Consider the following 21291-nt stretch of genomic DNA (forward strand, 5'->3'; position numbering starts at 1 on the left):
AGCCGCCACCGAACCGAGCAGAATCCGTCACCGGCACCGAGCGGAGCCTGCCACGGGCACCGGCCGCCCTCGCCACCGGACCCGCCGACCGGGCAGTGCGGCATACCAGGCACTATGGATGGTCGGTGACGGAACGGGCAACGGGAGATACAGCACAGTGGTGGACGTCCACGGCACGGTGGCGGACGGCTTCGAGCCGGTCCGGGACGCCTTCGCCCGCAATTTCGAGGAGCGCGGCGAGCGCGGGGCGGCCGTGGCCGTGCACCGGGACGGGCGGAAGGTCGTCGACCTCTGGGCCGGAACGGCCGACCCGTACGGAACCGAGCCGTGGACGGCGGACACCGCGCAGATCGTGCGATCCGTCACCAAGGGTGTCGCCGCCGCCGTACCACTCCTGCTGCAGCAGCGCGGACAGCTCGACCTGGACGCGCCGCTCGGCACCTACTGGCCCGAGTTCAAGGCCGCCGGCAAGGAACGGGTGCTCGTACGGCATCTGCTCAACCACCGCGCCGGGGTGCCCGTGCTGGACACCCCGCTCACCCCCGCACAGGCGCTCGACGATGTGAGCGGGCCGGAGGCGCTGGCCGCCCAGGCACCCGCCTGGGAGCCCGGGACGGCGCACGGCTACCACGCCATGACCTACAGCTGGCTGCTGGCGGAACTGGTCCGCCGCGTCGGCGGCCGCCCGATCGGACGGTGGATCGCCGAGGAGATCGCAGCCCCCCTCGGGCTGGAACTGTGGCTGGGTCTCCCGGCCGGGCAACAGGACCGCGTGGGACGGATCGGGGAAGTACAGGCCCCCGCCCGGTCCGCCGCGGCAGGACTACGCGTCCGCCCGAAGCGGTCCGTCACCGACGCCTACGCCGATCCGGCCTCCCTGACGCGGCGCGCCTTCGCCGCCGTCGACCCGCTGCCGGACGAGAACGACCCGGCCTACCGCGCCGCCGAACTCCCCGCCTCCGGCGGCATCGCCACGGCCCGGGCGCTCTCCCGCTTCTACGCCGCGCTGATCGGGCCCGTGGAGGACGGCCGCAGGCTCTTCGTCCCGGCTACCCTCACCCAGGCCCGTACGGAGGAGTCCGCCGGTCCGGACCGCGTCCTGGTCGTGGACACCCGCTTCGGGCTCGGCTACATGCTCCACGGCCCGGCCTGCCCGCTGCTGTCCGCCGGTTCCTTCGGCCACCCGGGCCGTGGCGGCTCCCTGGCTTTCGCGGATCCGGAAGCGGGCATCGGCTTCGGCTATGTGACGAACGGTCTGCAGCAGAACGTGACGGCGGACCCCAGGGCCCAGGCGCTGGTCCGTGCGCTCCGGGGGTGCCTGCGAGGGTTGGGGGCGGAGACGTCAGGTCTCCGAGCCGGGGCGGGTGCTGAGGCGGGGTGACTTGGGCCGCCCCTGGCGGTGGGTCGGGGTCGTGACGCCGGGTTGGCAGTGGATGGGCCGCGGGATGCGTTGGAGGCTGTCCGTCGCAGGCTGTCCGGCCCGGTGCCGTGCTGGTTGGGGTTACGGCGCCGGGTGGGCGGCGCGATGGTGGTCACGGATGCGCTGCGGGCCGACGGGTGATTCTCGAGTCGGGGTTACGGCATCCGTGCTGGGGGTGGCCGGTGGTCGGTCGTCTATCCGGTGCCGTGCGCGCCCGGGGTCGTTGGGAAAAGCGATGGCGTGGCTGGTGCCGGTGGGTGGTTGAGGGGGCACACGCGCGCCTGAGTTCTTCGGCTCACCCGCCGTCGTGGCGGGCTGTCGGTGGTGGCGGTCGTGGCGGGTGGCGTGGTTGCTGCGGGGGTGTCGGCTGCCGCTGGGGTCGGGGTTTGGGCTGGTGGGGTTCTCGGTGGCGTTCTGGCGGTGAGGACCGGTTGGGGTGGGGCATCGGCGATGACCTGGTGCCCGGCCGGGGGCGCGGAAGCGCTGTGCGCTCGGGTTCTCCGGCTCTCTGCGTCGTGGCGGGCTGCTGGGTGGCCGTGGCCGTGGCCGTGGCCGTGGTCGTGGTCGTGGCCGTGGTCGTGGTGGTGGGTGGGTGGCGTTGTTGGTGTTTGGTGTGGGCCATGGGTGGAGTTCCCGGGTCCGCTTTCGATCACTCGTTCGGGTGGTTCCGCGCTCTGGGCCTGGATTCATCACCGTCCGTGACGGAAAATAGAGGTACGAACTCGCTTCGTGAGGGAGGCAGTTCACGCGTGTGATCCGGACGGGGGGACATCATGCAGGCCACGCTGCTCGACCACGACGACACGGCCACGACCGAAGCCACCGGCCCGCCGGAACAGCCGGTGACGGCGGATGAGTGGGCCGCGCACCTGGCCATTGCCATCCCTGGCCCGCAGACGGCGGCGATGCTCGCTCTGCTGGAGCGCGGGCAGCTCTCCACCACTGGGCGGATCGATGCTTTGAAGGCCTGGGAGCGGCATGTGGCGTGGATCCAGGCCCAGCAGGTTGGTCTGCTGGCCGATATCGAGGCCGATGCGCTGGATGCGACGCCGAATGAGGTCGGGTGGGTGGACTATGACTGGAACTTCGCCTGTGAGGATGTGGCCTGTGCGTTGAAGCTGTCGGGGAACACGGCCGCGGACCGTCTGGCGGTCGCCACCGCCTTGGAGGGGCGCTTCCCCACGACGGTGGGGCTGTTGGAGCGGGGGGAGATCTGCTATCTGCAGGCGAAGGCGGTGGCGGAGGTCACCGGCACCCTCGACCCCGAGGCCGCAGGTGTGGTGGAGGCGATGGTCGCGCCCAAGATGCCCGCCCAGTCCGTCGGCCAGACCCGGCGCGCGCTGAACCGCGCCGTCCTGAAGGCCGACCCGCTGGGTGCGGAGCGGCGGCATCGCCGGCGGCGGGAGGACCGGACGATCTGGCACCGGGCCGCCGAGGACGGTATGGCCACCTGGACCGCGTTCCTCCCCACCCCGCAGGCCGCCCAACTGGACGCGGCCGTCGACGCGCATGCTGCCACGTTCACCGACGACGGGCGCACCCTGAACCAGAAGCGGGTGGACGCCCTGTACGACCTGGTCGTCAACCGCCCCACCGGAGACCCGACCCCGGGTGGCCGGTCGGCGGCGGTCGTGCAGGTGACGGTGTCGATGGACACGTTGATCGGGGTGGATGAGGAGCCCGGACAGCTCAAGGGCTACGGCCCGGTCAGCGCCACCGCGGCGCGGGAGGTGGCTTTCGCTCCGGGCACGATCTGGCGGCGTCTGATCACCCATCCCGTCACCGGGCTGCTGGTCAAGACCGACCCGACCACCTACCACCCCACCGCCGAAACGGAACGCCACGTCATCGCCCGTGATATGACCTGCACCTTCCCCTCCTGCCAGATGCCCGCTCACCGCTGCGACCTGGACCACATCCAGCCCTTCGACCACGAGAATCCCACGGCGGGCGGCAGGACGGAGCCGGACAATCTGATGCCGCTGTGCCGACGCCACCACCTGTTGAAACACCGCACCCGCTGGCAGGCCGAACGCAACCCGGACACCGGCGAAGTCACTTGGACCGCGCCGACGGGCCACACCTACACCAACCCACCCCACACCCCTAGCCCCAGCCCCGCAGCGGGCCGCAGCCACCGGCATCAGCCCCTTCGCCACCGTGCGGAGGGGCCCACACCCCTGCCCTAAACCCGAACCCGCCCCGGGCCACCACTGGGTGGGCAACACCTGACAGGGGCCACGCGCACACCTCGGCGTCCATGCGCACCGGCGACGGCAGGCACCTTGGCGTCCACGGGTACGAGTTGCTCCCAGCCCTCACCGACCGGCTACCGGCTACCGGCAAGGGGAGAGAACCGAGCCCGCCACACCACCACCCGCCACGACCGCCACCACCGACAGCCCGCCACGACGAACGGGAAAGCCGAACAACCCAGGCGCGCGTGTGCTCCCGCAACCACCCACCGGCACCAGCCACGCCATCGCTCTTCCCAACGACCCCGGGCGCGCACGGCACCGGATAGACGACCGACCACCGGCCCACCCCCAGCACGGATGCCGTAACCCCGACTCGAGAATCACCCGTCGGCCCGCAGCGCATCCGTGACCACCATCGCGCCGCCCACCCGGCGCCGTAACCCCAACCCGCCACTGGGCCGGCCGGTACATCTCGAAAGGTGTCAGTACGCCAAGAAGTCCGCATGTATCCGGCTGTCCGTCTTCGCCTGCCGGTTCAACGCTCTGCGCCCACAGCGTCATGACCAGGCCGGACGCCGCCGTGGACCTGGTCCGCTCAGCTTCCGCGCGCCCGAAGAATAGTGGTCCGCGCGCCCGAAGACGGCCGCTCCGCGGCCCGAAGACCGCTGGTCTGCGCGTCCGGAGACCGATGGTCAGTACGACCGCGGACAGCTGGTGATCAGCGCGACCGCGGACCGCTCGTGGTCAGCCGCCCGCGCGCAGGATGTCGGCGACGATCGGTCCCGCGGTCTTGCCGCCGTGGCCCGCCGCCGGGACGACCGCCGCCGCGGCGACGTCGTTGCGGTATGCCGTGAACCAGCCATTGGGCTTCTTCTGCCCGTCGACCTCCGCCGAACCGGTCTTCCCACCGATGTCCCCGCCGAGCCCCGCCATGGCCTCGGCCGCCGTACCGGAGGTCGCCGTCAGCCGCATCAGGCCCCGCAGTGCGTCCGCCGTGCCGGCCGACATGGTGCGCGGTGCCTTGGCGATCGTGCGGTTGTCCACCGACACCGGCACGAGCACCGGCTGGCGGAAGACCCCCGACTTCACTGTCGCCGAGACGGACGCCATGGTCAGCGGGTTCATCCGGACTCCGCCCTGCCCGATGAGCGAGGCGGCCATCGGCGCGTCCTTCTGGGTGGGCACGGCACCGTCGAAGGTCACCACCCCCGTCTGCCAGTCGAGGCCGATGCCGAAGAGGTCCCGGGCCGTCTTGCCGAGGTCGGCGCCGGACAGCTCTCCGGCCTGCGAGATGAAGGCCGTGTTGCAGGAGGCGGCGAAACTCTGCGCGAAAGTGCCGCCCTTGATCTCGAACTTGTCGAGGTTCTGGAACTTCCAGCCGCCGTACGAGAAGTACTTCGGGCACGGGTGCGCCTTCGACGGGGACGCCAGGCCCTTCTCCAGCAGCATGGCGGAGGTCACGACCTTCATCGTGGAACCGGGTGCCAGTGAACCCCGCAGCGCGACGTTGAAGCCGTCCGCCGGGGCGTTGGCGATCGCCAGGATCTCGCCGGTGCTGGGCTTGATCGCCACGGCGGCGGCCTTGGAGCGATCGGCCACGGCCTTCTCGGCGGCGGCCTGGAGGCCGGCGTCGATGGTCGTCCGCAGCTCGCCCGGTTCTCCCTCGGCGAGCACCTTCAGCGTCTTGTCCGGCTGTTCGTCGCCCTCCTCGCGCTGCACGGCCAGCTCCACGGCGGGCTTGCCGCCGGCCTTGTCGCCGTACCGTTCGCGCAGGCTGGCCAGTACCTCGGCGAGCTGAGGGTGGTCTTCCTTGGTCAGTTCCTCGCCGTCGCGGTCCAGGGCCTTGATCGGCGGGGCCTCGGATTCGCCGGTGACGAGGCTGTCACCCTTTCCGAGTTCCGGATGCACGACGGACGGCTCCCAGCGGACCAGGGCCTTGCCGGAGGTCTTGTCCCGGACGACGGTCAGCGCGGAGTCGTAGGAGACGGTCGCCCGCTCCTTCTCGTACACGACCTCCGCGGTGACCCCGAAGGGGACCTTCGCACCGGCGGCCGCGCCGGGCTGGAGGGTGACCTTCTCGACGGCCGCTTCCTCGCGGTAGCCGGTGAGGGCGGCGGTGGCGGCCGTGCTGTCGTCCGTGAACTCCGCGGCCTTCTCCGGCTGTCCGGCGGCCCAGGCGGTGAGGAACCCCTCGGAGGTCTCACGTATCTCGTCCGCGCTGGGCGGTCCGGTCTTCACCTCTGGCCGGGCGGCCGTGGTCGTCGTGGAGCCGTTCCCGCCGTCGCCGGACGTCAGGCCGTACACGCCGTAACCTGCGGCCCCCACCATCGCGGTGAACACACCGCCGATGACGGCGGCCTTCGCGCCACTGCGCATCGGAGAAACCCCCACAGACACTTCGCACTTCGTACTTCGGAAAAGGCACGACACCCCGTGTGGAACGCAACGCGGCGCACTCTACGGCATCCCTCCGACATCACACCCAGGTGTCCAGCCACATGCGGTCCTGCCAGTCGGAGACCGGAATCGGCTGTCCCGTGTGGAGCGGAAAGAAGTAGATGAAGTTCCAGACGATCAGTAGGACGAGCACTCCCGCGCCAACGGTTCCCAGCACCCGCCGCTGTTCCGAGGAGCCCGGCGGCCCGAGCAGCGCGCCGATCGCCATGGCCACGGCGAGGCAGAGGAACGGAACGAAGACCACCGCGTAGAAGAAGAAGATCGTGCGTTCCTGGTAGAGGAACCAGGGCAGCCAGCCGCCCGCGATGCCGCAGAGGATCGCGCCCGCGCGCCAGTCGCGCCGGAATCCCCAGCGGTAGACCAGGTACAGCACCGCGAAGCACGCCGCCCACCACAGCATCGGCGTCCCCAGGGCCAGGACTTCCCGGGCGCACTTGTCGGCGGTGCCGACGGGGCAGCCGTCCTCGCCGGGCTGCGGCGACTCGTAGAAGTACGAGACGGGGCGGCCGAGGACGAGCCAGGACCAGGGGTTCGACTGGTAGGGGTGCGGATCGGTCAGCCCGACGTGGAAGTTGTAGACCTCGGACTGGTAGTGCCACAGGCTGCGCAGCGGTTCCGGCACCCAGGTCATGTCGACCTGCGGCAGCGGGACGCGCAGGCCGAACAGGGAGACGGAGTCGGGCGAGAGACCCCGGCGGCCCTCGGCCCAGCCGCGGAAGTAGCCGCCGCGGGTGAGGAACCAGCCGGCCCAGGAGACGGTGTACGTCACCACGGCGACCGGCACGATCGACAGGAACGCCGGTACCGCGTCGCGGCGCAGCATCGACCGGTACGGACGGTGGGCGCCGGCCGTGCGGCGCGCGGCGGCGTCCCAGAGGACGGTCAGCAGGCCGAAGGCCGCCAGGATGTAGAGGCCGTTCCACTTCGTCGCGCAGGCCAGGCCGAGGAAGAGCCCGGCGGCGAGCCGCCACGGCCGCAGGCCGAGCCCCAGCCGGTCACCGATGAGAGCGTCCGGCCGGACGAGGTCCGTCTCTTCCGCCGTTCCCTTCGTCCCCTTCGCCGTCCCGTCCGGCTCCCCCGCGGTCTTCGCCGTTGGAGCGGGCGCGTCCCCCCGGTCCGCGGCGGTCGTGAGGGCGTCCGCCAGTTTGGCGCGGGCCTTGTCCCGGTCGATGAGCAGCGCGCCGAATGCGGCCAGCACCCAGAACATCACCACCAGGTCGAGCAGCGCCGTCCGGCTCATGACGAAGTGCAGACCGTCCACGGCGAGCAGCGCGCCCGCGAGGCAGCCGAGCGCGGTGGAGCGGAACAGCCGCCGCCCGATGCGGCACACCATCAGCACGGAGAGGGTGCCGAGCACCGCCGGCATGAACCGCCAGCCCAGCGGGTGCAGTCCGAACAGGCCCTCGCCGAGGGCGATCGTCCACTTCCCGACGGGCGGGTGCACGACGTAACTGTGCTCGGGGTTGAGGGGGATGCTCTGGGGATCGCGCAGGATCTTCTCGTTGGCCTTGTCCGGCCAGCTGCCCTCGTAGCCGAGCTGGAGCAGCGACCAGGCGTCCTTGGCGTAGTACGTCTCGTCGAATATCACCGCGTCCGGGCTGCCGAGGTGCCAGAAGCGCAGGGCGCCCGCGAGCAGCGCGACCAGCAGCGGACCGGCCCAGGCCGCCCACCGCACCAGCTTCTCGGCGGTGTACGGGTCCACACCGAGGAGAGTCCACACCCGGGTGCCCGCGGTGCGGTACGGCGGGACCAGCCGGTCGCGGAGCGGGGTACGGGGCTGCTCCGCGTATCCGTAGCGGCGCAGCCGGAGCTGCCAGGAGGTCGGGCCGGCACCCGGAACCGACGCCCCGGAGGGCTGCTCGCCGAGCTCGTGCTCGTACCGGGAGCCGGTGGCGGTGTCACTGGTCACCGCGCCATCGTAGGGAACGCGGCCGCCGGCCGGGTGACGGCTGCCCCGGCGGACGGGCCGGGCCGCGGCCCCGGGCGGCGGCGGGGGAGGTTCCGCAGCTGCGAGGATGACCGGGTGACTGGAACGCTCGTACTGGCAGGGACGCCCATCGGCGCCATCGCGGACGCGCCGCCGCGGCTGGCGGAGGAACTGGCCGCGGCCGACGTGGTGGCTGCGGAGGACACCCGGCGGCTGCGGCGGCTCACCCAGGCGCTGGGGGTGCAGACCCGCGGGCGGGTCGTGTCGTACTTCGAGGGCAACGAGGCGGCCCGGACGCCCGAGTTGGTGGAGGCGCTGGCCGGGGGCGCGCGGGTGCTGCTCGTGACCGATGCCGGGATGCCGTCGGTGTCGGACCCCGGCTACCGGCTCGTCGCGGCCGCGGTGGAGCGGGGGATCGGGGTGACGGCGGTGCCGGGGCCGTCCGCCGTGCTCACGGCGCTGGCGCTGTCGGGGCTGCCCGTCGACCGCTTCTGCTTCGAGGGCTTCCTGCCGCGCAAGGCCGGGGAGCGGCTGGGCAGGCTGCGGGAGGTGGCGGACGAGCGGCGCACCCTCGTCTACTTCGAGGCACCGCACCGGCTGGACGACACCCTGGCCGCGATGGCCGAGGTCTTCGGCGCGGAGCGGCGCGCCGCCGTCTGCCGGGAGCTGACCAAGACCTACGAGGAGGTGCGGCGCGGGCCGCTGGCCGAACTGGCGGCCTGGGCGGCCGAGGGCGTACGGGGCGAGATCACCGTGGTCGTGGAGGGCGCTCCGGAGAAGGGCCCGGCCGAGCTGGACCCGGCGGAACTGGTGCGCCGGGTGGAGGTGCGGGAGGAGGCCGGCGAGCGTCGCAAGGAGGCCATCGCGGCGGTCGCGGCCGAGGCGGGTCTGCCCAAGCGCGAGGTGTTCGACGCGGTGGTGGCGGCGAAGAACGCTGCGAGGGATGCGGTGAAGAACGCGGCGACGAACGCGGGAGGGGCACGGTGAAGGGCGCCGCGCAGGGCGGCTGAGCGGCGGCCCGGTCCGCTTTCCGGACGTCGCGAGCCGCGGTGGTCCGGCCCGTAAACTCGCTGCCATGGCGGCAGTGACATCATCCGGCGGACCCGGGGACAGCGGCAGCGGCAGCGCTGAGCGGGACGGCACGACCGGGCGGGGCCGCGGCTCCGCCGCCACCGGGAGCGCGGGGCCGACCGGGAGTGCCGGGAAGGGCTCGGCGAAGGCCGACAAGAACGCGCCGCCGCCGCTGCCGGAGCCGCTGCGCGTGCCCGTCGCCGACTCGCACACGCATCTGGACATGCAGTCCGGCACGGTCGGGGACGCGCTCGCCAAGGCGGCCGCGGTGGGCGTCACCACCGTGGTGCAGGTCGGCTGCGACATCGCCGGTTCCCGCTGGGCGGCGGAGACGGCGGCCGCGCACGAAGGCGTCTGGGCGACCGTGGCGCTGCATCCCAACGAGGCGCCGCGCATCGTCCTCGGCGATCCCGACGGCTGGTCCCGGCAGGGTGCCCGCGAGCCCGGTGGTGAGGCGGCGCTGGACGCCGCCCTCGACGAGATCGACGCCCTCGCGGGCCTGCCGCAGGTGCGGGGCGTCGGCGAGACCGGCCTGGACCACTTCCGTACGGGACCGGAGGGGATGGCCGCGCAGGAGCGGTCGTTCCGCCGGCACATCGACATGGCCAAGCGGCACGGCAAGGCGCTCGTCATCCACGACCGCGAGGCACACGCGGACGTGCTGCGGGTGCTCGACGAGGAGGGCGCGCCCGGCACGGTCGTCTTCCACTGCTTCTCCGGTGACGCGGAGATGGCCAAGATCTGTGCCGACCAGGGCTACCTCATGTCCTTCGCGGGCAACGTCACATTCAAGAACGCGCAGCCGCTGCGCGACGCGCTCGCGGTCGCGCCGCTCGATCTGCTGCTCGTGGAGACGGACGCGCCCTTCCTCACCCCGGCGCCGTACCGCGGACGGCCGAACGCCCCGTACCTCATTCCGCTGACGCTGCGGGCCATGGCCGAGGTCAAGGGCGTCCCGGAGGACGCCCTCGCGGAGGCGGTCGCGGCCAACACGGCGCGCGCCTTCGGCTACTGAGAGCCGGACGCGGGGCCGGACCGGAGGCTCCGAAGGGCAGCCGGCCGAAGGCGTGGTGGCCATCCGGCCACCACACGACGCGACCACCCGTCCGGGAACGGTGCGTAGTCATACGACTTTGGAGAGTGAGCACCGCTCCGCTACAGTCCGCCTCCGACCGCCGGACAGTGGAGCGTTGTGAGCACACATCAGGGGAGTCACCGGGGCGAACGCCGCGGGGGCCGTGGACCGGCTGACGGAGGAGACGGTGCGGGGGCGGGATCCGCACCCGCACCCGAACCCGGGGCCTGGGCGGAGCCGGGAACCACGGCGGGGCACGGGGGCGCGAGCGCGCCCGGCGGGCCGTGGCCGGGCGACTGGTTCTCCGGAGACCCGGCGCCGTCCTCGCCGGGCGCCGCACCGGCGGGGCCTCCGGCGTCACCTGTGGCACCTCCGGCATTCCGGGAGGCGTCCCCGGCACCTCCGCGGCCTCCGGCACCTCCGCGACCTCTCTCACCTCTGCGGCCTGTGGCACCTTCGGCACCTCCGGCATCCTCGGCGTCACCGCCGGGGTGCCGACGCGGATGGCTTCGGCGGTGCCTCCGCCCAGCTCCCCGCCCTCCCCGCCGCCGCCCCTCCCCGCCGCCCCTCCGGCCTTCCGGACCTCGCCGCTGTCCCCACCGCCTCCACCGGGACCGCAGAGTCCGCCGCGGACGCCGTACGGCGCCCACCGTGCCCCGTACGGGCGCAGTGCCCACCCCGCGCCGCCGCCGGGCGGTTACGGCGTTCCGCCGCGCGTCCCGCGCCGGGAGGGCGACACGCTTCCCGAGGCGCACGGCCCGTACACCCACCCGCCGTACGACCCGTCCAGTGCCCGCACCGAACCACGCGACCTGCCGTCGGTGCTGCAGACCGCTCCGGAGAACGGCAACCCGTATGGAGGCGGAGCCAGTTGGTCGGCCCTTCCACCGGTCCGGCCTCCGGCGCCGGTCCCGGCTCCGGCAGCGGGACCGGCACCGGCATGGGGACCAGGACCGGCACCGGTACCGGCACCAGTACCGGCTTCCGCCCCGGTCCCGTCGCCGGTCCGCCACGCGGCGATTCCCCCGGCCAGTCCGGTGTCCGACGCGCCGTCTCCCGTGGCCCCGCCCGTCCCGGCCCGCCGCCGGGGGCATGGCCGGGGCGGGACGCGGCGGGCAGCGCGGCGCAGGCACCGGCCGACGGGCCCGGAGCGGTTGCGCAGGCTGCTCCCGCAAGCTCTCGTCGTGGTCGCGCTGGCGGGCGGCACGTGGGCGTTCCTCGCTCACGACAAGGCCGTCCGGCTGAGCGTCGACGGCCGGCAGCGCACCCTGCACACCTTCGCCGGCGACACCCGGGAACTCCTCGACGACGAAGGCGTGCGCCTGGGCCCGCACGATGCCGTGGACCCGGTGCCCGGGCGCCCCCTGGCGCACGGCGACCGGATCGCCGTGCGCCGTGGCAAGCCCCTGGATCTCACCGTCGACACCGAGCGGCGCGCCCGCTGGACCACCGCCGCCACGGTCAGGGGCGCGCTGCGCGAACTCCGGGTGCCCGCGGAGGGCGCGTATCTCTCCGTGCCGCGCTGGGCCGGCATTCCGCGCTCCGGGCTCGTCCTGGAGGTGCGGACCGAGCGGACCGTCACGGTGACCGCCGACGGCCGGGAGCGCACTCTGCGCACCAACGCGGGCACGGTCAGGGACGCCGTGGCGGAGGCCGGGGTCGTGCTGCGCGGTCCGGACACCACGTTCCCGCCGCCGGACACCTTTCCCCGCGACCGCGAAGTCCTCAGGGTGCTGCGGGTCCGCGGGGAGCGACGGGTCCGGGAGGAACCGATTCCGTACCCCGCGGTCCGGCGGGCCGATCCGGCCCTTCTCCGGGGCGCGGAGGTGGTCGCGCGGGCGGGCGTGAGCGGCGTCCGGCGGATCACCTACGCCGTGCGCACCGTGGACGGCGTCCGGCAGCGGCCGAGGGTGCTGCGGTCGGAGACCGTGCGGGAGCCGGTGCCGCGCATCGTGCGCGTGGGCACCCGCTCCGCCCGCGTCCCCGGCGCCGACGGGCCGCACCGGGCCGCCATGGCCCATTGCGTGTCCGCCGGGCGGCCCCGGTATGAACCGCCGGGCGATCGGACGTTCACGGCCAGGAAGCTGTACGTCCAGCGAGGCGCGCTCCCCTGGCCGGACTGCGGGCTCGGGCCGAACGAGTGAGGACCGGTACGGACCACGGGTCCGGCCGGGCTGTGGGTCCGAACCGGACCGCGGGTCCGGCCGGGCTGTCCGAACGGACCGCTGGTCCGGAACGCCCGGGCCGGGTTCACCCGCACCCGGACGGGCGGGCGGCTGCCGGTCCCCGCCGCGGCCGTAAGCTTCACGGGTGAGCACGAGCACCGACACCGACGGGCCCGGCCCCCTCCTGGGCCCCGCCGACGTCCGCGAACTGGCCGCCGCCCTGGGCGTGCGCCCCACCAAGCAGCGCGGCCAGAACTTCGTCATCGACGCCAACACGGTGCGCCGTATCGTCCGGACCGCCGAAGTGCGGCCCGAGGACACGGTCGTGGAGATCGGCCCGGGGCTGGGATCGCTGACCCTGGCGCTGCTGGAGGCCGCCGGCCGCGTGGTGGCGGTCGAGATCGACGACGTCCTGGCGGCCGCGCTCCCGGCCACCGTCGGCGCACGTCTGCCGGAGCGCGCCGACCGCTTCGCGCTGGTGCACTCGGACGCGATGCGCGTCACCGAACTGCCCGGCCCGCCGCCGACGGCCCTGGTGGCCAACCTTCCGTACAACGTCGCGGTGCCCGTTCTGCTGCACATGCTGGAACGCTTTCCCAGCATCGAACGGACGCTCGTCATGGTGCAGGCAGAGGTCGCCGACCGGCTCGCCGCGCCGCCGGGCTCCAAGGTGTACGGCGTGCCGTCGGTGAAGGCGGCCTGGTACGCGACGGTGAAGCGTGCCGGATCCATCGGGCGCAACGTGTTCTGGCCGGCGCCCAACGTCGACTCCGGGCTGGTCTCGCTGGTCCGCCGTGCCGAGCCGCTGCGGACGGCGGCCGCACGGGAAGACGTGTTCGCGGTCGTGGACGCCGCCTTCGCCCAGCGGCGCAAGACGCTCCGCGCGGCGCTCGCGGGCTGGGCCGGTTCCGCCGCCGCGGCTGAGGAGGCGCTGGTGGCGGCGGGGGTGTCGCCGCAGGCGCGTGGCGAGTCGCTGACGGTGGAGGAGTTCGCGGCGATCGCGGAGCACAAGCCCGGGCGCGAGCCCGGGACCGGCGCCGGTACCGGAACCGCTGTCCGTACGGGCGGCGGGCGGACCGGCGGGCACGAGACCAGGCGCCGTCAGCAGCGGTGAGCAGCGACGGCAGCGGACCGGACGAACGATACGGAGCGCCCCCAGTGACCGGAATCAGCGCGCGCGGGCAGCACGGCCCGAGCAGCCCGCACAGTCCCGGCGGCCCGGCCGCCCGACCGGCCCGTGCGGCGGAGGACGGGTCCGTCACCGTCCGCGTACCGGCGAAGGTGAATGTGCAGCTGGCCGTCGGCGGGCTCCGGCCGGACGGCTTCCACGACCTCGCCAACGTCTTCCTCGCCGTCGGCCTGCACGACGAGATCACGGCCGTCCCGGCCGGCGCGCCGGGCATCACCGTCACCGTCACCGGCCCGGACGCCGGCCAGGTGCCGCTCGACCGCACCAACCTCGCGGTCCGGGCGGCGGAACTCCTCGCCGCCCGCCACGGGATCGAGCCCCGGGTGCGGCTCCACATCGCCAAGGACATCCCCGTCGCCGGCGGCATGGCGGGGGGCAGCGCCGACGCCGCCGGGGCCCTGCTCGCCTGCGACGCCCTGTGGGACACCGGGACGAGCCGCGAGGAACTCCTGGACGTCTGCGCGGAGTTGGGCAGCGACGTACCGTTCAGCCTGCTGGGCGGGGCGGCGCTGGGCCGGGGCCGGGGCGAACTGCTGACCCCGCTGGACGTGGGCGGCACCTTCCACTGGGTCTTCGCCGTCGCGGACGGCGGCCTCTCCACCCCGGCCGTCTACCGGGAGTGCGACCGGCTGCGCGAGGTCTCCGGCACCGGCGCCACCGTGACGGACATCCCCGATCCGGAACCGTCCCGTCCGCTTCTCGGCGCCCTGGCCGCCGGGGACGCCGCCGCCCTGGCGGACGCCCTCATGGCCGGCGGGGCCGGCAACGACCTCCAGGCGGCGGCACTCTCGCTGCGCCCCTCCCTCGCGGACACGCTCGCGGCGGGGGCCCGGGCCGGCGCCCTGGCCGGCCTCGTCTCCGGCTCGGGCCCGACCACCGCGTTCCTCGCCGGGTCGGCAGGCGAGGCGGAGCTCCTGGCCCGTGCCCTGCGCGACTCCGGCACCTGCCGCACCGCCCGCGTCGCCGCGTCCCCGGCCGCCGGGGCGACCTTGCTCACACCGGCCCGCACCCCGGCACCCACGGCCGCACCCGCGCCCCCGGGCACGGCATCCGCGCACCCGCCCGCGTAGGGAGCCCGCCGCCCGTGACCCGCCGCGCTCCGCGCCCGCGGAGTTGTCCACAGCCCGTCCGGCCGGTCCGCCCGCGGCGACTACCCTGGAAAGCACCCACACGGACGCCGCCCAGCGCGGCGTGGAATCAGGAGCGGAATGGCCACGAACCTCGTCAATCTGGAAGCCGTCGGAAAGGTGTACGGCACCCGTGCGCTGCTCGACGGCGTCTCCCTCGGCGTCAACGAGGGAGACCGGATCGGCGTGGTCGGCCGCAACGGTGACGGCAAGACCACCCTCGTCCGCATCCTCGCCAAGCTGGAGACCCCCGACGACGGCCGGGTCACCCACGCGGGCGGTCTCCGCCTCGGCGTGCTGACGCAGCACGACTCGCTCGACCCGGCGGCCACCGTCCGCCAGGAGGTCATCGGCGACCTCGCCGACCACGAGTGGGCGGGCAACGCGCGGATCCGCGACATCATCACCGGCCTCTTCGGCGGTCTGGACATGCCGGGCTTCCCGCAGGGCCCGGACACGGTCATCGGCCCGCTCTCCGGTGGCGAGCGCCGCCGCATCGCCCTCGCCAAGCTCCTCATCGCCGAACAGGACCTGATCGTCCTCGACGAGCCGACGAACCACCTCGACGTCGAGGGGATCTCCTGGCTCGCCGGCCACCTCCGGGCCCGCCGCTCCGCCCTGGTCGTCGTCACCCACGACCGCTGGTTCCTCGACCAGGTCGCCACCCGAATGTGGGACGTCCAGCGCGGCGCCGTCCACGAGTACGAGGGCGGCTACTCCGACTACGTCTTCGCCCGGGCCGAGCGGGAGAGGATCGCCGCCACCGAGGAGACCAAGCGGCAGAACTTGATGCGCAAGGAGCTGGCGTGGCTGCGCCGCGGCGCCCCGGCCCGCACGAGCAAGCCGCGGTTCCGGATCGAGGCGGCCAACGAGCTGATCGCGGACGTGCCGCCGCCGCGGGACACCGCGGAGCTGATGAAGTTCGCCAACTCACGCCTCGGCAAGACGGTGTTCGAACTGGAGGACGTGACCGTACGGGCCGGTGAGAAGGAGCTGCTGAAACACCTCACCTGGCAGCTCGGCCCGGGCGACCGCGTCGGCCTGGTCGGGGTGAACGGCGCGGGCAAGACGTCGCTGCTGCGGGCGCTGGCCGAGGCCGCGTACAGCGGCGGCGAGCTGCAGCCCGCGGCCGGGAAGATCAAGGTCGGCAGGACGGTCAAGCTCGCCCATCTCTCCCAGGAGGTCGCCGAACTCGACCGCGGCTGGCGGGTGCTGGAGGCCGTGGAGCGGATCCGGCAGCGGGTCGACCTCGGCAAGGGCCGGGAGATGACCGCCTCGCAGCTCTGCGAGAAGTTCGGCTTCACCAAGGAGAAGCAGTGGACACCGGTCGCCGACCTCTCCGGTGGTGAGCGCCGCCGGCTGCAGATCCTGCGGCTGCTCATGGACGAGCCCAACGTCCTGTTCCTCGACGAGCCGACCAACGACCTCGACATCGAGACGCTGACCCAGCTGGAGGACCTGCTCGACGGCTGGCCCGGTTCCCTGGTGGTCATCAGCCACGACCGGTACTTCCTGGAGCGCACCACGGACCGCGTCATGGCCCTGCTCGGTGACGCCACGCTGCGGATGCTGCCGCGCGGCATCGACGAGTACCTGGAACGCCGGCAGCGGGTCCTCGCGCAGGACAAGGCGTCCGCCCCGGCCGCCGCCGCGCCCTCGGCGGCACGGCAGAGGACGCCGGGCGGAGCCGGCGCCAAGGACGCCCGTGCCGCGAAGAAGGATCTCCAGCGCATCGAACGCCGGCTCGACCGCATCGGTGAGCAGGAGTCCGGGCTGCACGCCCAGATCGCGGAGAACGCCACGGACTTCGAGAAGGTGGCGAAGCTCGACGCGGAGCTCCGCGAACTCGTCGCGGAACGCGAGGAGTTGGAGACCCGCTGGCTGGAACTCGCCGACGGGGTCTGATCCGGCCCCGCCGGGGGCAGAGGTGCCGGGCCGGTCCGGGGGGCGGCCGGAAAGTGCGGCGGTGGCGGATCCGGAGTGCGGTGGCGGCCCGGCAACAAGCGCGTCACGGGCCGGTCTCAGCTGTTCGATAGCGGGGAAAGCGGCCGCTGCGCCGTTCGAACCTGGTGATACAAAGAGCCTTGCTCGCCCTGCCCTTGGCAGGCGGGCCTCGTGTCCGATTCGCTCCGTTCCGGAGAGCTTCACGCCCACCGGTGACGCGGGGGAGACCGATATCGGGCCATGTGCCCGCGTGAAGAGGAAAACTGATGTCGCAGCCGCCGCAACCGCCCAATCAGCCCCCCTCCGGTCCGCCAGGGGGCGACTCCCACTCCGATGCCGACGGGCAGGCCCAGGGCCAGGGCGGCGGCTTCGGCCCGCCTCCGGGACCTCCGTCCGGTTCCGGCCCCGCCGAGCCGGATCCCGCGGATTCGTCCCAACAGGATCCCGCCAAGTCCGATTCCGCGCAGCCCGATTCCGCGCAGCCCGATCCGGCCAAGCCGGATCTGTCGAAGCGGGAGGCGCCGGGAACGGAGCCGTCCCAGCCTGCCGGGGAGCCTCCGCAGCCCCCGCAGGCACCGCCGGCCCCGGCCGGCCCGCCGCCCGCCGGGGGCTTCGGCGCACCGGTCCCGCCGCCCCGGGTCAGCAGCCGGGGTACGGCTATCCCCAGCAGCCCCCGGGAGCGCAGCCGGGTTACGGCTACCCGCAGCAGCCCCCGGCCCAGCCCGGCTACGGCTACCCGGGCCAGCCGTCGTACGGTCAGCCGCCGTACGGTCAGCCCGGTCAGCCGCCGTACGGTCAGCCCGGCCAGCCGCCCTACGGTCAGCCCGGCCAGCCGCCCTACGGCCAGCCGCCCTACGGCCAGCAGCAGTACGCCATGTACCCGCCCACGGGCCCGATGCCCGCCGGGGGCATGCCGCAGGGCGGGGGCCAGGGCAGCAAGCAGCGCATGATGATCATCATCGCCGCGGCCGTCGCCGTGCTGCTGATCATCGGCGGCGGTGTCTTCTTCGCGACCACCGGCGGCGACGGCGACGGCAAGAAGGACACGGCCGGGAACTCCTCGGGCGGCACCGGCGGGGACGACGGCAGCGGCGGTGACGGCAGCGGTGGCGAGAAGCCCGCGAAGACCGACGCCGAACTGCTGTTCTCCGTCGACAAGCCCAAGCTCACGGATGTCACCAAGGTCGACGGCCTCTGGGTGACCGACAAGGCCTTCGCCAAGGGCTCGCTCAACTCCGTGGTCGGCTACAACAAGGCCGACGGCAAGGAGAAGTGGACCCTGGAGCTGGCCGGCCAGATCTGCTGGGGTTCCAAGCACACCAGCGAGGACGGCAAGGCGGCGGTTCTCTTCCAGGACGGCAAGGTCGGCAGCGACGGCCGCGTCCAGCCGTGCAGCCGGGTCGCCGCGTTCGACGTCAACACCGGCAAGAAGCTGTGGGAGAAGCAGGTTTCGCTCGGTGACGAGAACGTGCGCTTCTCCGAGGTGACGGTCGGTCCGGACGTGGTCGCGGCAGGCGGCCTCTACGGCGGTGCGGCGTGGAAGCTCGACAGCGGCAAGGAGCTGTGGCGCCCCGACCAGACCTCCGACTGCGAGGACGCCGGCTACGGCGGCGGCACCGGGCTGGTCGCGGTGCGCAAGTGCGGCAGCTATGACGCCCCGAAGATCGAGGTGCAGAAGCTCGACCCGTCCTCCGGCAAGCCGCAGTTCTCGTACGACGTGCCGGAAGGCGTCGACTACGTCCACGTCATCTCCACCGACCCCCTGGTCATCGGCATCGACGCCGGCGGCGCCGTCGGCACGTCCGACGTCATCGCGATCGACGACAAGGGCAAGATGCGCAGCCGCATCTCCACGGAGAACGGCAAGTACACCGTCCGCTGCAGCGCCGTCGAGGTCGAGGACTGCAAGATGGTCGCCGTCGACGAGGACTCCCTCTACATGGGCACGGAGGAGCACGAGAGCCAGGAGGAGGACTACGGGCGGACCAACGAGATCGTCGCCTTCGACCTGGACACCGGCAAGGCGAGGGGCAAGGCGGAGGCCGGCGGACGCCGTGTCATGACGCCGCTCCAGATGGAGGACGGCACGCTCCTGGCCTACATGGAGCCGACCTACGACCAGGGCGGCCAGGTGATGGCCATCGACCCGAAGACGCTCAAGAGCACGGTCTATCTGAAGAACCCGAAGGACTCCATCGAGACGGAGTCCAGCTACCGGCCGTCGCTGAACGTCCGGCTGCTCTACGAGGGCGGGCGGCTCTACATGGGCCAGACGCTCATGTCGGAGCGGAGCTCCTCCCTGGACCGGAAGGAATACCTGCTGGTGGTCTTCGGCAGCGAGTGATCCCGCCGTTCCGCCTCAGCGGCGGGCGGAAGGGCCCGGCCGGCACGTACGACGCGTGCCCGCCGGGCCCTTCGGCTTCTCGTGCGGCCCCGCGCGGCCCCGGCGCCTCCACTGTGCGGGCCGTCCCCGGGCCTGCTGCGGCCCGTCCGCGGCGCCGTCGCCGAACGATCTTCCTCTGACCGAGCCTGACGCAATCCAGTCCCGAATTGACTGGTATTCCGGCGTTCCATGGCGCTTTTCCCAGGTAAGGGGCGCGTGAGGCCGCGCAAACGTGTAGCTTCCCCGTCCAAGGGAGCCCGGGGGCTTCGGGGATGGGGGAGGAGCTCATGGGCGTGCGGCTCATCGTGGTCGATGACCACCGTCTGCTCGCCGAGGCGCTGGCCTCGGCTCTCAAGCTGCGCGGACACCGCGTGCTGGCCGCCGCGGCGCCGGGCGCCGGGGCGGCGGACCTGGTGGTGAGCAGGGCGCCGGAGGTGTGCCTGCTGGGCACCGCGGCTCCGGAGGAGCCCGGCGCGTTCGACCCGGTGGTGCGGATCAGGCGGGAGCGGCCGCAGGTGGCGGTGGTCGTGCTGGGCCCGGTGCCGAACCCGCGCGGCATAGCGGCGGCCTTCGCGGCCGGCGCCTCCGGTTACGTACGGCAGGACGAGCGCATCGAGGGCGTGGAACGCGCCATGGTGAAGGCCCGCGCGGGCGAGGCGGCGGTGGCGCCGCAGTTGCTCCAGGGCGCGTTCGCGGAACTCCTCAACCCCGCCGCCCAGCCGGACGACGAGGCGACGCGGCTGCTGCGCATCCTGACGCCTCGTGAGGTCGAGGTGCTGATGCGGGTCGCGGAGGGCGAGGACACCCGGGTCATCGCGGCGGGCATGGGGATAGCGCCCAGCACCGCCCGCACCCATGTGCAGCGGGTGCTGATGAAGCTGGGCGTCGGCTCCCGGCTGGAGGCGGCGGCGCTGGCCGCCCGTACGGGACTGCTGGACCGGGCGGCGGTCCGGCCGGACCGGCTGGACCGGCCGGACCAGGGCTGAGTCCGGCGGCCCGGGTGCGGGCCACGGGTGCACCGCCGCAAGCGCGGAGCCCGGAAGCCCGGAGACCCGGCCCGCCAGGGGCCGGCGATAGCCGGCCGCAGAAGCCGCGGAGCCTTCGGCGGCGGCCGCCCACCCACCGCGCCTGGGGCGCGGACGCACACTCACGACAGCACCCTCGTTTTCTTCTGCGCTGTTGTGTTGGATTATGTTTGCTATCGTTCTGCTAGGAGAGCATCGCTAGGAGCCTTGGTGAAGAAGACGGTGACGAAGCTCGCGGACGGCCGCGAGCTGATCTACTACGACGGCGACGGCGACGGCGACGGCACGGCCGGCAGCGCCGGCGCCCCGCGCGACGCCGCCGACCGGCGGCCGCTCGGCTCCGTCGCCACCGCGTCGGAGATCCGCCGCGATCCCCTCCTCGGTGACTCCGTCGTCATCGCCTCCCACCGCCAGGGCCGCACCTACCTCCCGCCGGCGGACGCCTGCCCGCTCTGCCCCTCCCGCGAGGACCGGCTCACCGAGATACCCGCCGCCGACTACGACGTCGCCGTGTTCGAGAACCGCTTCCCCTCCCTCACCGGCGACGCGGGCCGCTGCGAGGTGGTCTGCTTCACCGCCGACCACGACGCCTCCTTCGCCGATCTCACCGAGGAGCGCGCCCGGCTCGTCCTGGACGCCTGGACGGACCGCACCGCCGAACTGTCCCGGCGCCCCGGCGTCGAGCAGATCTACTGCTTCGAGAACCGGGGCCGCGAGATCGGCGTCACCCTGGGCCACCCGCACGGCCAGATCTACGCCTATCCCTTCACCACCCCGCACACCGAACGCGTCCTCCGCTCCCTCGCCGCCCACCGCGAGCGCACCGGCGGCAACCTGTTCGACGACACCGTCGCGGACGAACGCAAGGACGGCAGCCGCGTCGTCGTGGAGGGCGAGCACTGGACGGCCTTCGTGCCGTACGCCGCCCACTGGCCGTACGAGGTGCACCTCTACCCCCGTCGGCGGGTGCCCGACCTGCCCGCGCTTGGCGAGCAGGCCCGCGCCGAGTTCCCGCGGATCTATCTGGACCTGCTGCGCCGCTTCGACCGGGTGTTCGGCCCGGACGAGCCGTCCACCCCGTACATCTCCGGCTGGCACCAGGCACCGCTGCGCGGATGGGGGGAACGCCCCGTGGAACGTGAGGACTTCGCGCTCCACCTTGAGCTCTTCACCATCCGCCGCACTTCCGGCAAGCTGAAGTTCCTCGCGGGTTCCGAGTCCGGCATGAGGGTGTTCATCAACGATGTGCCGCCGGAGACGGCGGCGGCACGGCTGCGTGAGGTGGCGGACGAGTGAACGGGAGCGGGATC

General features: G+C 73.2%; 13 protein-coding genes. 11 read left to right on the top strand and 2 right to left on the bottom strand.

Annotated elements, in window-relative coordinates; all coding sequences use genetic code 11:
* The first annotated feature begins 118 nt into the window (after positions 1–118).
* Both E4N63_RS19125 and E4N63_RS19130 read left to right on the top strand, forming a co-directional pair.
* Positions 119–1381 (top strand): serine hydrolase domain-containing protein, encoded by a 1263-nt coding sequence (locus tag E4N63_RS19125; protein WP_230241281.1) that lies wholly within the window; start codon positions 119–121, stop codon positions 1379–1381.
* Between the two features lie 812 nt (positions 1382–2193).
* On the top strand, positions 2194–3609 hold the full coding sequence (locus E4N63_RS19130; RefSeq protein WP_230241282.1) for an HNH endonuclease signature motif containing protein: 1416 nt from the start codon (positions 2194–2196) through the stop codon (positions 3607–3609).
* Positions 3610–4362: 753 nt separating this feature from the next.
* On the opposite strand, the gene E4N63_RS19135 is transcribed toward E4N63_RS19130, so the two are convergent.
* Positions 4363–5994, bottom strand: a complete 1632-nt coding sequence (locus E4N63_RS19135; RefSeq protein ID WP_125626549.1) for a penicillin-binding transpeptidase domain-containing protein — start codon at positions 5992–5994, stop codon at positions 4363–4365.
* A 100-nt stretch (positions 5995–6094) separates the two neighbouring features.
* On the bottom strand, positions 6095–7984 hold the full coding sequence (locus E4N63_RS19140) for a dolichyl-phosphate-mannose--protein mannosyltransferase (RefSeq protein ID WP_230241283.1): 1890 nt from the start codon (positions 7982–7984) through the stop codon (positions 6095–6097).
* Positions 7985–8098: 114 nt separating this feature from the next.
* On the opposite strand from E4N63_RS19140, the gene rsmI reads away from it, so the two are divergent.
* The 9 genes from rsmI (at position 8099) to galT (ending at position 21277) form a co-directional block, all read left to right on the top strand.
* Positions 8099–8989, top strand: a complete 891-nt coding sequence (gene rsmI / locus E4N63_RS19145; protein ID WP_230241284.1) for a 16S rRNA (cytidine(1402)-2'-O)-methyltransferase — start codon at positions 8099–8101, stop codon at positions 8987–8989.
* Positions 8990–9077: 88 nt separating this feature from the next.
* The gene (locus E4N63_RS19150) at positions 9078–10088 is read left to right on the top strand and encodes a TatD family hydrolase (protein WP_125626546.1); all 1011 of its coding nucleotides are present in this window, start codon (positions 9078–9080) and stop codon (positions 10086–10088) included.
* A 1214-nt stretch (positions 10089–11302) separates the two neighbouring features.
* Positions 11303–12292 (top strand): ubiquitin-like domain-containing protein, encoded by a 990-nt coding sequence (locus E4N63_RS19155; RefSeq protein WP_308188714.1) that lies wholly within the window; start codon positions 11303–11305, stop codon positions 12290–12292.
* Positions 12293–12458: 166 nt separating this feature from the next.
* Positions 12459–13427, top strand: coding sequence for a 16S rRNA (adenine(1518)-N(6)/adenine(1519)-N(6))-dimethyltransferase RsmA (gene rsmA, locus E4N63_RS19160; protein WP_228429506.1), 969 nt, complete (start codon positions 12459–12461; stop codon positions 13425–13427).
* Between the two features lie 44 nt (positions 13428–13471).
* The gene (locus tag E4N63_RS19165) at positions 13472–14572 is read left to right on the top strand and encodes a 4-(cytidine 5'-diphospho)-2-C-methyl-D-erythritol kinase (protein ID WP_308188715.1); all 1101 of its coding nucleotides are present in this window, start codon (positions 13472–13474) and stop codon (positions 14570–14572) included.
* A gap of 138 nt (positions 14573–14710) precedes the next feature.
* A complete protein-coding gene (locus E4N63_RS19170; RefSeq protein ID WP_125623993.1) occupies positions 14711–16534 on the top strand; it encodes an ABC-F family ATP-binding cassette domain-containing protein in 1824 nt (607 codons plus the stop codon).
* Positions 16535–17447: 913 nt separating this feature from the next.
* Complete coding sequence (locus E4N63_RS19175; RefSeq protein ID WP_230241286.1) at positions 17448–18917, top strand: PQQ-binding-like beta-propeller repeat protein; 1470 nt, start codon at positions 17448–17450, stop codon at positions 18915–18917.
* Positions 18918–19243: 326 nt separating this feature from the next.
* On the top strand, positions 19244–19942 hold the full coding sequence (locus E4N63_RS19180; RefSeq protein WP_125623995.1) for a LuxR C-terminal-related transcriptional regulator: 699 nt from the start codon (positions 19244–19246) through the stop codon (positions 19940–19942).
* 249 nt (positions 19943–20191) lie between these two features.
* Positions 20192–21277, top strand: coding sequence for a galactose-1-phosphate uridylyltransferase (gene galT / locus E4N63_RS19185; RefSeq protein WP_230241287.1), 1086 nt, complete (start codon positions 20192–20194; stop codon positions 21275–21277).
* The last annotated feature ends 14 nt before the right edge of the window (positions 21278–21291 follow it).

It is taken from the genome of Streptomyces sp. MNU89, from assembly GCF_020982505.1.
In the GTDB taxonomy this organism is placed as follows: Bacteria; Actinomycetota; Actinomycetes; order Streptomycetales; family Streptomycetaceae; genus Streptomyces; species Streptomyces xinghaiensis.

Excerpts from the sequence above, each read along its gene's own strand:
- E4N63_RS19125 (WP_230241281.1), top strand. The coding sequence starts at position 119 with ATGGTCGGTGACGGAACGGGCAACGGGAGATACAGCACAGTGGTGGAC.
- E4N63_RS19130 (WP_230241282.1), top strand. The coding sequence starts at position 2,194 with ATGCAGGCCACGCTGCTCGACCACGACGACACGGCCACGACCGAAGCC.
- E4N63_RS19135 (WP_125626549.1), bottom strand. The coding sequence starts at position 5,994 with ATGCGCAGTGGCGCGAAGGCCGCCGTCATCGGCGGTGTGTTCACCGCG.
- E4N63_RS19150 (WP_125626546.1), top strand. The coding sequence starts at position 9,078 with ATGGCGGCAGTGACATCATCCGGCGGACCCGGGGACAGCGGCAGCGGC.
- E4N63_RS19170 (WP_125623993.1), top strand. The coding sequence starts at position 14,711 with ATGGCCACGAACCTCGTCAATCTGGAAGCCGTCGGAAAGGTGTACGGC.
- E4N63_RS19175 (WP_230241286.1), top strand. The coding sequence starts at position 17,448 with ATGTACCCGCCCACGGGCCCGATGCCCGCCGGGGGCATGCCGCAGGGC.
- E4N63_RS19180 (WP_125623995.1), top strand. The coding sequence starts at position 19,244 with ATGGGCGTGCGGCTCATCGTGGTCGATGACCACCGTCTGCTCGCCGAG.